General features: G+C 62.2%; 10 protein-coding genes. 5 read left to right on the top strand and 5 right to left on the bottom strand.

Features of this window, described 5'->3' with window-relative positions:
* Together hmgA and OB03_RS05625 are read left to right on the top strand one after the other, a co-directional pair.
* Nucleotides 1-935: homogentisate 1,2-dioxygenase (gene hmgA / locus OB03_RS05630; RefSeq protein WP_461343476.1), on the top strand; the 935-nt coding region annotated here is incomplete at its 5' end.
* A gap of 110 nt (nt 936-1,045) precedes the next feature.
* Complete coding sequence (locus tag OB03_RS05625; RefSeq protein WP_461343475.1) at nt 1,046-1,273, top strand: hypothetical protein; 228 nt, start codon at nt 1,046-1,048, stop codon at nt 1,271-1,273.
* A gap of 202 nt (nt 1,274-1,475) precedes the next feature.
* Here the strand turns inward: OB03_RS05625 and OB03_RS05620 are convergent, their stop codons facing one another.
* The 4 genes from OB03_RS05620 to OB03_RS05605 form a co-directional block, all read right to left on the bottom strand.
* Nucleotides 1,476-2,180 (bottom strand): ABC transporter ATP-binding protein, encoded by a 705-nt coding sequence (locus OB03_RS05620; RefSeq protein ID WP_461343474.1) that lies wholly within the window; start codon nt 2,178-2,180, stop codon nt 1,476-1,478.
* Nucleotides 2,177-3,379 carry an ABC transporter permease gene (locus OB03_RS05615; RefSeq protein WP_461343473.1) on the bottom strand — a complete coding sequence of 401 codons (1,203 nt, stop codon included), beginning with the start codon at nt 3,377-3,379 and terminating at the stop codon, nt 2,177-2,179. The genes OB03_RS05620 and OB03_RS05615 overlap by 4 nt, the downstream gene beginning before the upstream one ends.
* A gap of 4 nt (nt 3,380-3,383) precedes the next feature.
* Nucleotides 3,384-4,457: an efflux RND transporter periplasmic adaptor subunit gene (locus tag OB03_RS05610; protein ID WP_461343472.1), complete on the bottom strand. Its 1,074-nt coding sequence runs from the start codon at nt 4,455-4,457 to the stop codon at nt 3,384-3,386.
* A gap of 122 nt (nt 4,458-4,579) precedes the next feature.
* On the bottom strand, nt 4,580-6,574 hold the full coding sequence (locus OB03_RS05605) for a M13 family metallopeptidase (RefSeq protein WP_461343471.1): 1,995 nt from the start codon (nt 6,572-6,574) through the stop codon (nt 4,580-4,582).
* 247 nt (nt 6,575-6,821) lie between these two features.
* Between OB03_RS05605 and OB03_RS05600 the strand changes: the two genes are divergently transcribed.
* The 3 genes from OB03_RS05600 (at nt 6,822) to OB03_RS05590 (ending at nt 10,634) form a co-directional block, all read left to right on the top strand.
* A complete protein-coding gene (locus OB03_RS05600) occupies nt 6,822-7,634 on the top strand; it encodes a TrmB family transcriptional regulator (protein ID WP_242914162.1) in 813 nt (270 codons plus the stop codon).
* A gap of 45 nt (nt 7,635-7,679) precedes the next feature.
* Complete coding sequence (locus OB03_RS05595; protein WP_242914163.1) at nt 7,680-9,065, top strand: amino acid permease; 1,386 nt, start codon at nt 7,680-7,682, stop codon at nt 9,063-9,065.
* Nucleotides 9,066-9,158: 93 nt separating this feature from the next.
* Complete coding sequence (locus OB03_RS05590) at nt 9,159-10,634, top strand: aldehyde dehydrogenase family protein (protein ID WP_461343470.1); 1,476 nt, start codon at nt 9,159-9,161, stop codon at nt 10,632-10,634.
* A 51-nt stretch (nt 10,635-10,685) separates the two neighbouring features.
* Here OB03_RS05590 and OB03_RS05585 read toward each other — a convergent pair whose 3' ends face one another.
* Nucleotides 10,686-10,892: a hypothetical protein gene (locus OB03_RS05585; RefSeq protein ID WP_242914165.1), complete on the bottom strand. Its 207-nt coding sequence runs from the start codon at nt 10,890-10,892 to the stop codon at nt 10,686-10,688.
* Nucleotides 10,893-10,906: the final 14 nt, after the last annotated feature.

The following is a 10,906-nucleotide window of genomic DNA, read 5'->3' as shown; positions in this document are numbered from 1 at the left end:
ATGGCTGTTCGGAAAGCGGCGCGGGCGTCGGTATTCACCTGTATGCCGCCAACCGTTCGATGGTGGACCGCGTGTTTTACTGTGCCGACGGCGAGATGCTGTTCGTGCCGCAGGAAGGCGCGCACCGCTTTGTCACCGAACTGGGCGTGATAGAGGCCAACCCCGGCCACATCGTCGTCATTCCGCGCGGTGTGCGTTTCCGCATCGAGTTGGAAGCCCCGATCCGCGGCTATATCTGCGAGAACTACGCCGCGCCGTTCCGCCTGCCCGACCTTGGCCCCATCGGTGCCAACGGGCTGGCCAATCCGCGCGACTTTGAAACGCCTGTCGCATGGTTCGAGGACGTGGATCGCCCGACGCAGTGCGTCCAGAAATACGGCGGAAAGCTGTGGGCCACGACGTTCGATCACTCGCCGCTGGATGTGGTGGGCTGGCACGGCAACTATGCGCCCTACCGCTATGACACGGCCAACTTCAACACCATCGGCACGGTCAGCTTCGACCATCCCGATCCGTCGATTTTCACCGTCCTGACCAGCCCGTCGGATACGGTCGGCACGGCCAACTGCGACTTCGTCATCTTCCCGCCGCGCTGGATGGTGGCCGAGGACACCTTCCGCCCGCCGTGGTTCCACCGCAACGTCATGAGCGAGTTCATGGGCCTGATCACCGGAGCCTATGACGCCAAGGCCGGCGGCTTTGCCCCCGGCGGCGCTTCGCTGCACAACTGCATGAGCGGCCACGGCCCCGATCAGGCTTCGTGGGAAGGCGCAACCAACGCCGACCTCAAGCCGCACAAGATCGAGAACACACTCGCCTTCATGTTTGAAACCCGCATGCCGATCCGTACGACAGCGTGGGCCGAGCAATCGCCGACGATGCAGCTCGACTACGACGACTGCTGGACCGGCTTCGACAAGGGTCAGGTGAAGTGATCCGCGCCGTTTTGATTTCTGGGACCTTGGTGCTGGCAGGGTGCTCCACCCCGCCCCCTCAGGTCCCGCAGGACGACGCCGCCTCTGCATGTGCCGCGCGCGGAGGCACGATGAAACCGGTCGGGCGGGCCCAAACCGTCCGCTGCGTGCTGAACTTCACCGATGCAGGCAAGGTCTGTACCGACGCTTCGCAGTGCCAAGGTGATTGTCTGGCCGAAGCCTCGGACACTCCGGCATCGGGTCAGGTGCAGGGACGCTGCGCCCCGACCAGCGACCGGTTCGGCTGCCGGACCGAAATCAAAAACGGCGTGGCCGAGCCGACACTGTGCATCGACTGAGAAAAAACGGCGCGGGCGGCGAGAGGGATAGAGGGAGGGCCGCCCGCGCTGAAGGTTCAGAGGGAAGAAACGCCGTCCAGAGACTGCCGGTCAGCTATGAGAGATTGCCGGCCACAATGATATGCAGAAAATCTAAAATATATCCGAGATACGCTGCCGTCATTTCAAATGCTTAGCTGACCTTGGCTCGCGCCAGACAAAACTATTTCTCGGCACCTTCCATCACCTCATCAGCTTTCAGCAGGCCGTCTTCCAGCGTCAGCCGCCGCTTGCACTGGCGTGCGATTTCAGGATCGTGCGTACAGATCAGGAAGGTCGCCCCGTCCTCCTGATTTACCTCGCGCATCAATTCCAACACCGTTTCAGCTGACTCGCGGTCCAGATTGCCTGTCGGCTCGTCGGCGATGATCAGGTCCGGCTTGTTCATCAGGGCACGTGCAATCGCCACGCGTTGTTTCTGACCGCCGGACAAGCGGGTCGCAGGGAAGTTGATCCGCTCTTTCAGACCCACTCGCCCCAGCAGTTCCTCTGCCCGCTCGCGCATCTCGCGACTGATGCCGCCTGCCGGTGCCGCCGCTGGAAAAGCGACATTCTCAAGCGCGGTAAAGTCCGGCAGCAGGTGGTGGAACTGGAAGACAAAGCCCAAGCGCTCGTTACGGAACAAGGCGCGCTTGCGTTCGGATAACTGGTCCACCCGCTGGCCCGCGATTTCCAGTTCGCCCGATGTCGGACGCAGCAGCAAGCCGACGATGGAAAGCAAGGTGGATTTGCCCGACCCCGATTGGCCCACCAGTGCGGTCAACTCTCCTTTGTCCAGCGTGACGTCGATGCCCTTGAGCACCAGCGTCTCTTCCTCGCCGTTTTGGAACGACTTCTTGATGCCCGTGGCTTTCAGCAGATGGGTCATTGCTGGATCGCCTCCAACGGATCGACCTTGGCGGCATTTCGCGCCGGAATGATGGAGGCGATCACCGCACCCAGCGTCGTCAGCACCAGCGCGGCGACATAGCCCCCCTGCTCCGGCGCTATAGGCAAAGCCGAGGTGCCATCAGCCTTGGTGATCCCTTCCAGATACACGCACAGCCCGTAGCCCGCTCCACATCCGACCAGCGCCCCGACCAGACCGATCAGCAAGCCCTGAAGCAAAAACACCCAGATGATAAAGCTGCCCGAAATCCCGAAGGCACGCATAATCCCCACCTCGCTGCGACGGCGATAGGCCGACAGCACCAAGGCGCTGGCGATACCGATGATGATGGAGATCAGGGAAAAGACCTGGATCATGGTACCGGTCTGGCCCTGCGCCTTGAGGGCGTCCTCAAGGCTTTCGTTCTTTTCCTGCCACGGCGTGACACGCAGCGCCGTCGCCTCGCCCAGAAACTTGGCCATGTCGCGGGCGTCTTCCGGTTGGCTCAGCTTCACCTCGATATTGGTCACGCCTTCCGGCAAGGCGAACAACGGGCGGGCTGTCTGGAGCGACATAAAGGCCACCCGCTCGTCCAAACTTTGCAAACCAGTGCGGAAGATGCCGCTGATGGTCAGTTGACGTTCAACGCCGCGCTCGGTGCGCAGTAGGACCGCCTGCCCCGCCTGCAAGCCGAACTCCTCGGCCATCTTGGCACCGATCAGCAGGCCATCGGCCCGCAGTTGGCCCGTGCCGTCGACGATCTTGGACGTGATTTGGGAGATGGCATCCACACCGTCCGGCTCCACCCCCAGCACCGACAGGGGCGAGACCGCCTCACCCTTCACCAGAAACGCACTCCCGGAAATCTGGGGACTGATGGCCGATACGCCGTCCGTATTTCGCAGAAGGTCCACGACCATGGGCCAGTCGCGGATTTGTTTACGTTGGAGCGTGGACACCAACGCGACACTTTCGACCGGCACCTCTCCTCCCAGCACTCGGGCTACCCGCGTCGGGGCTTCGATGCTGACGTGCGCACTGTCACCCGTAACCTGTTCGGTCAGGCGAACTTCCAGCCCTGCGATCAGAGCGGTGATAAAGATGAACACCGTCACCCCCAGTGCGACCCCCGCGATCAACAACAGGGTCTGGCTGGGGTTCGACAACAGGTATCGACGGGCGACCTTGAACGCGAACACCGGCTCAGCGTCCGCTTGCCACGACCGGACGAATGGTCTTGCCGACCTCGACCGCAGCCGGATCGAGGACCAGCCGGTCGCCGGCCTTCAAGCCTTCGGTGATGATGGCGTTCGTCGAGGGCCAGCGCTCGATAATGACCGGTCGTTCGCGCACCGTGTTGTCAGCGTCCACTACGCGAACCTTTGGTGCGGCAGTGGCGTCGATGACCGCCTGTCGCGGGATGGTAATCGCGCCTTGGCGGGTGTCGACCACGACGGTCAGGTCAATAGAGCGCCCCGGAGACAGCGTGCTGCCCCCCTCCGGCATAAGCTTGATCAGACGGGCACCGGTCGCGGAGTTCACGCGCGGTGATACCTCCGAGACGCGCGCTGTGAATATCGCCTCACTGCCCGATGCAGCGGCGCGGGCCAGCATCCCCGGACGCAGGGTGTCGGCATAGGCTTCCTCTACTTCGGCCTGGATTTCGGTTCCGGAGTTGGAGCCCAACTCGAACAGGGTCTCGCCAACAGTCACAACCTGCCCGTTGTCGATGGGACGAACCAGAACGACGCCATTCATCGGCGACCGGATAGTGTATTCGCGCGTGCGCTCCGAAGACGCCCGCACCGAGGCATTGGCTGCCGCCAGATTGGCCTCCGCGGTCTGCAGCGTAGCGCGGGCGGAATCCAGAGCGGCCTTGGCGGCGAAACCGCGCTCATACAGGGTTTGGGTGCGGCTGAAGTTCAGGCGGGCTTCGGCGACCTCAGCGCGGGCGGCAGCGGCGCGGGCCACCTCTACCTCTGTCTCGGCCTGTTCGACCGTCGCGCGAATGGTGGCCAGCGCAGCCCCTTGGGTGACCACATCGCCGTCATCCACAAACAGCTGCGTCACCTGCCCGGGGTTCGGAGACGCAACCTGCACCAGATCCCCCGGACGGGCGCGCCCGACCACCGACAACCCTACCTCTATTGTTTGAGGTTTTACTTCAAAGACAGTCACTTCTGGTGGGCGCTGCATCTTCCAGACCAGAAAGCCGACGAGCACTGCGGCGCACACGCCCGCGACGATCCACGCTGTCTGTTTCCGCCTGATTTTCATGCTGCCCCGCAATCCACTAACCCGTTGTCACAGGTGATGAACGTATACGACAACGGTAGAGGTTCCGATCTAACGGGAAATACTGAAAATTTCAGGTTTCCCGCCAGATCGGAGCGCTGGCTTTACCAGACCGGAACGCGCTGGGCCTTGTCCAGATACAGCTTCTGTCCGGGCTTGACGTCAAAGGCTTCGTACCATGCGTCGAGGTTACGCACGGTCTGGGCACGGTATGGACCCGGCGCGTGCACGTCCGTCAGCAGGCGGTTGCGCAATGCCGCCTCACGGAAGGCGCTGCGATAGTTCTGCGCCCAGCCAAGGAAGAACCGCTGATCACCTGTAAAGCCGTCGATGACTGGGGCTTCCTTGCCGTTCAAAGACAGTTTCCACGCGTCGTATGCCGCTTGGAGCCCCGCCGAGTCGGCAATGTTTTCGCCCAGCGTCAGACGACCGTTCACATTGGCATCCTCGAACGGCTTATAGTCATCGAACTGGGCTGCCAGCATGTCGGTCGCGCGGGTGAACTGGGCCTTGTCGGCGGGCGTCCACCAGTCACGCAGACGGCCGTGGCTGTCGAACTGCGAGCCCAGATTGTCAAAGCCGTGCGTGATCTCATGCCCGATCACGCCGCCGATGGCTCCATAGTTCACGGCAGAATCCGCATTCGGATCAAAGAAGGTCGGCTCCAGAATAGCGGCAGGGAAGATGATCGAGTTCTGGCTGGGCGCGAACAAGGCGTTCACCTCTTGCGGGACCATGAACCATTCGCCGCGATCCACCGGCTGGCGCAGCTTGGCCAGCTGGCGCTGGTATTCGGCCATGTTGGCGCGCTCGACATTGCCGAACGCATCATCGGCACGTACCGACACCGCGCTATAGTCACGCCACTTGTCGGGATAGCCCACGCCGACACGCATGGCCTTCAGCTTCTCTTGCGCCTCGGCCTTGGTAGCGGGGGTCATCCACGTCAGGGCTTCGATGCGCTTGGCCAGCGCCGCCTTGATGTTGACGACCATGCGCTCGACCTCGGCCTTGGCCTCGGGCGGGAAGTACTTCTCGACGTACATGCGTCCCACAGCGTCGCCCAAAGCCACATTGGTCATGGCAATGGCGCGCTTCCAGCGTTCCGCTTGTTGCGGCGTGCCCGACAAGGCCGTGCCATGGAAGCTGAAGTGCTGGTCGACAAAGGCTTTCGACAGTAGCGGTGCACCACGGTCGATCGCGTGGAACGCAAGATAGTCTTTCCACGTCTCCATCGGTTCGGACCCGACCAGGGCCGCCAGTCCAGTGATGGCTTCGGGCTGCCAAACCTTGACCGCCGATGCGCCGTTCAACCCTGCCGACTGGAAATAGGCGTTCCAGTCCATGCCCGGTGCCTTGGCCGCAAAGTCGGCGCGTGCCCACGTATTGTTAGCCTTGATGACATCGCCGGTGTCCAGTTGCGACCAGTGCGAGCGGGCGAGTCGGGTCTCCAGAGCCAGAACGCGGGCGGCGCGGGCTTCGGCATTGTCCATGCCCGCAAGCTTCAGCATAGCGGCGACGTGCGTCTGATACTGGGTCCGCAGGGTCGCAAACCGAGGTGCCGGATCGAGGTAGTAGTCGCGATCCGGCATGCCCAGACCGCCTTGCATCAGATACGGCATATAGCGCTCCGGATCATCCAGATCCTGAGCCACCCAAAGACCCAGCGGGCGATCCGTATAATAGTTGGTCGCGTTCAATGGATCGACATCGGCGCGCATCACCGAGCCCATATAGGACGACACTGCAGCACGGTCGGACAGCCCCGCAATGCGATCCAACTCGGGCTTCAGCGGGGCCAGACCACGAGCCTCGATGGCGGCTTCGTCCATGATGGCGACGTAGAAGTCAGCGACCCTCGCGGCGTCGCGGTCTTTGTTCTCGCGCGCGTGGGTGATCAGGTCTTTGACCCGCGCGTCGGATTTTTCGGCCAGTACCGAGAAGGTGTTCCAACTGGATTTGTCGTCGGGAATCTTGGTCGACTTGACCCACGCACCGTTGGCGAAGGTGAAGAAGTCATCGCCGGCCGCGACCGAACGATCCATGCCGGCCGTATCGAACCCGAAGGTTCCGTACTCGGGCGTTCCCTTGGTGGTCATCGCGCCCGGCCCGGAGCAGGCCACCAAAATACAAGCGGCTGATGCCGCAACCATCAATGACTTCAACGACACGGCTGCTTCCTCCCGACAGGCCCGCACGCGGCGATGCCCTGATTCATGGTTCCAAACGCGGACTTCAGGCAAGAAAACTAGTAGCCCCCGCTACTAGTCAAATGAGAAATGTGTAATCCTAACGCGTCGGGGAGGCACGTGTTCAACGACCGCGTGTTGTGCAATTGGGGAAGCCATGACGCCTGAAGATACTTTGATGCCACTGGGCTTCACCGAGACCGAGGCCCTGACCTATTGCGAACTGCTGAGGGCAGGACCGTCCACCGGTTATAAAATCGCCCAGGGCATTGGCAAGGCACAGGCGAACACGTACAAAACCCTGTCCACACTGGCTCAAAAGGGTGCCGTCATAGACGACGGCGGAGAACCGCGACTGTTCCGTGCCGTGTCGCCCGAACAGTTGATCAAATCGCTGGAAGCCCGCCTCGCAGAACAGGCTGCAAGCGCCCGTAGCGCCCTAACACAGTTGGAACAGCACACGCCGGAAGACCGCATTTATCAACTGCGCTCGGTCGACCACATCTGGGCACGGTGCGAGGAGATGATCGGCAGTGCCCGCGAGGTCATCCTTTTCGACATGTTCCCCCAGATCGAAGCCTTTGCCGCCCCCATGCTGGCCAAGGCGGTACGTCGGGGTGTGACGGTGGAAGGCGTGATTTACGAAGAGCCGGACGCGCGCCCGCGTCCCTATCTCGTTACCCGCAGCCGCGCCTCGGAGGACATCATGCGGCGCTGGCCTGGGGCCGAGACGCGGCTGGTTGTGGATGCGAGTGAACAACTGCTGGCCCTGCTCAGCCACGATACGTCTAAAGTCCTGCACGGCCTTTGGAGCGAAAGCATCTATCTTTCCGTGATGCAGCATTATGCGCTCGCTGGAGAAATCCGGCTTCACAAACTTCAGGAAGCGGACCTCGCGCCGCACCTCACCATCGCCGGTGACCACCCGCCGGGCCTGCGCGCCCTGTTGGCGAGTGCCGACGAGACCTGACCCCTCTTTTTTTCAGTCGCTTATCAGTACCGGAGCCCCTCCCCCATGGGCCAAACCGATCCATCCCCCTCGTCCGACACGCCTGCTTTGGCCCGAACCCTCGGCTGGCCGCACCTGATCGCCCTTGGCGTGGGTGCGATTGTCGGCACCGGCATTCTGACGCTGATCGGCATTGGCGCGGACAAGGCGGGCCCTGCGGTGCTCGTGTCGTTCCTGATTGCGGGCTTCGTCTGCGCCTGCGGTGCTCTGTGCTACGCCGAGATGGCCTCGACGATTACCGCCTCCGGCAGCGCCTACACCTATACCCGCGTGGTGCTTGGCCAGCTTCTGGCATGGATGGTGGGGTGGAGCCTTATTCTGGAATATAGCCTCGTGGTCAGCGCCGTAGCCGTCAGTTGGTCCGGTTATGCCGCACCGCTGCTGCATGACTGGCTAGGTCTGCCGATGGCCCTGATGCAGGGCCCATCGGCTGGCGGCATCGTCAACATCCCCGCGGCCGTGGTCATTGCGATGATCGCAGGGGTGCTGCTGATCGGCACGGGTAAAAGCGCGGCCATCAACATGATCCTGGTGGCTGTAAAGCTGTCGGCACTGGCACTGTTTGTGTGGTTTGCCCTGCCCCACTTCAACGCCGAAAACCTGAAGCCATTCAGCCCGTACGGGTTTGGCAGTACCATGAACCCCGATGGCATCGAGCGCGGCATCATGGCCGCTGCAGCTATCATCTTCTCGGCCTTCTATGGTTTTGACGCCATCGCCACCGCTGCCGAAGAAGCCAAGAACCCGAAACGCGATCTAGCCATCGGCATCATCGGCTCCATGCTGGCGTGCGCCGTGATTTATATCGTTATCGCACTTGCCGCCTTGGGCAGCACGCCTTTCACCACCTTTGCCAACAGTCCCGAGCCTCTCGCGCTCATTCTGCGCCTGATTGACCAACCCTTTGCAGCAAGCTTCCTCGCCATCACGGCGGTACTGACCCTGCCGACAGTCATTCTGGCCTTCTTCTATGGTCAGAGCCGTATCTTCTTTGTCATGGCGCGTGACGGCCTGTTGCCGCGCGGGCTCGCGAATGTGTCAAAGAGCGGTGCGCCGGTGCGGATTACCATCTTCACCGCTGTGGTCGTGGGCCTGATCGCCCTGTTCCTCCCGCTGGGTGAAATCGTCGCCATGGCCAATGCGGGGACGCTGGTCGCCTTCACTTTCGTCGCAGTCTGCATGTTGGTCTGGCGTGTCAAAAAGCCGGACATGCCGCGCGGTTTCAAAACGCCGCTGGCATGGGTCATTGGTCCGGTCTCTATCGCGGGCTGCCTCTATCTACTGGTCAGCCTGCCCCAGAAAACCCTGCTGTGGTTCCTGATCTGGAACATTGTCGGCGTCGGTATCTATTTCGCCTACAGCCGCTGCAACAGCGCCAAACACCCGACCTAGGTCGCCTAGCGGTCAGGGAACGCCCCAAACGCCCGCGGGTTAGTTAGGGGCGGACCTATGTCCGTAAAGCATGCGCGCCCACCGGAGTATTCAATGAGCAATCTGACCCGCGGCCTCCTGATTGGCGGCAAGGAAGTTCCCTCCTCCAACAATGCCACGACGGACGACGTGTCGCCGTGGACTGGCGAGGTCTTCGCCAAGGTCGCGGCCGCAACCCCCGCCGATGTGACAGCCGCCGTAAATGCTGCGGCCAAGGCCTTCCCCGCTTGGGCGGCCATGCTTCCTTATGAGCGCCGCAAGATCTTCCTGCGCGCTGCCGACATCATGGAAGCCAAGGCCGAGCACGCCGTCGCCACCATGGCTGCCGAAGTCGGCGGTGCCCGTCCTTGGGCTGCGTTCAACGTCGAGCTTTGCATCGAGATTCTGCGCGAAGCCGCCGCTGCTGTGACCCAGCCGCGCGGTCAGGTGCTGCAAACCCAGATGCCGGGCGTCAGCTCCTATGCCAAGAAGGTGCCGTACGGCGTCATCGCGGCGATTTCGCCGTGGAATGCGCCGTTCATTCTCGGCATCCGCGCCATCGCTATTCCCTTGGCCGTCGGCAACACCGTCGTCATGAAGCCGTCGGAAGACGCCCCGATCTCGTGCGGCCTGCTGCTGGCCGATGTGCTGATGGAGGCGGGCCTTCCGGCTGGTGCGCTGAATGTCATCACCAATGACATCAAGGACGCTGGCGAAATCGTCGAGACCCTGATCGCCGACCCGCGCGTGCGTCTGGTGAACTTCACCGGCTCGACCCACGTGGGCCGCATCATCGGCACCACCGCTGCCAAATACCTTAAGCCTGCCATCCTCGAACTGGGCGGCAAGAACCCGCTGGTCGTCCTCAAGGATGCAGACATCGACTATGCGGTGAAGACCGCCGTGTTCGGCTCGTTCATGAACTCGGGCCAGATTTGCATGTCGACCGACCGCGTGATCGTCGTGCGCGAAGTCGCCGACAAATTCACCACGGCCTTCACCGAAGCCGTCAAATCCCTGCCGTCGGGCGACCCTTCCGATCCGGCGACCTTCGTTGGTCCGGTGGTCAATAAACGCGCCGCCCAGCGCGTCTCGGCCCTGCTGAAGGACGCCATCGACAAGGGTGCGACCGTCCTCACCGGCACCGGCGATGTCGAGGGCGACGAACAGACCCTGATCCGTCCTGTCGTCCTGACCGATGTCACCAAGGAGATGGAAGTCTATTATGGCGAGATTTTCGGTCCTGCGACCGTGATCCACGTGGTCGACAACGTCGACGAGGCCGTCGATCTGGCCAATGACACCGAATACGGCCTGACCGGCGGTGTCATCTCGGAAAACATGACCGAGGCGCTGGCTGTCGCCAACCGCATTGAAACTGGTATCATCCACGTCAACGATCAAGGCATTGCCGACGAGCCGATGGCTCCGTTCGGCGGCGTGAAGAGCACCGGCTATGGCCGCTTTGGGGGTGACGCGGGCGTGGACGCCTTCACCGTCACCCGCTGGGTCACGGTTCAGGAAACCGGTCGCCTGCCGCAGTATCAATAAGGTCAAAGGAAAAGCCCTCCGGACGATCCGGAGGGCTTTTTTGCTGGCGCTCTACTGGCGGGCGCGGAAGGTCACCATTGCGCGGCTATCCGGTCGGTCTTCCATCACACTGCCCATGACGTCGAAGGCCCATTCCAGATTGTTATTGGGGCCGAACGTGTACTGATAGCCGACACCGATCAGGTTCCGGGTTCTACGGTCCACGGACTCCACGCGATAATCGAGGTAGCCGCCGCCCGCTCCCTCGCGCTTGGTCATCAAACGCCCCCCGA

It is taken from the genome of Brevundimonas sp. GN22, from assembly GCF_054824005.1.
This window is presented reverse-complemented; position numbering and strand designations above follow the sequence as displayed.

Coding starts and splice junctions, on each gene's coding strand:
- OB03_RS05620 (WP_461343474.1), bottom strand. CDS start 2,180: ATGACCCATCTGCTGAAAGCCACGGGCATCAAGAAGTCGTTCCAAAAC.
- OB03_RS05625 (WP_461343475.1), top strand. CDS start 1,046: ATGAAACCGGTCGGGCGGGCCCAAACCGTCCGCTGCGTGCTGAACTTC.
- OB03_RS05590 (WP_461343470.1), top strand. CDS start 9,159: ATGAGCAATCTGACCCGCGGCCTCCTGATTGGCGGCAAGGAAGTTCCC.
- OB03_RS05605 (WP_461343471.1), bottom strand. CDS start 6,574: ATGACCACCAAGGGAACGCCCGAGTACGGAACCTTCGGGTTCGATACG.
- OB03_RS05595 (WP_242914163.1), top strand. CDS start 7,680: ATGGGCCAAACCGATCCATCCCCCTCGTCCGACACGCCTGCTTTGGCC.
- OB03_RS05610 (WP_461343472.1), bottom strand. CDS start 4,457: ATGAAAATCAGGCGGAAACAGACAGCGTGGATCGTCGCGGGCGTGTGC.
- OB03_RS05600 (WP_242914162.1), top strand. CDS start 6,822: ATGACGCCTGAAGATACTTTGATGCCACTGGGCTTCACCGAGACCGAG.
- OB03_RS05585 (WP_242914165.1), bottom strand. CDS start 10,892: ATGACCAAGCGCGAGGGAGCGGGCGGCGGCTACCTCGATTATCGCGTG.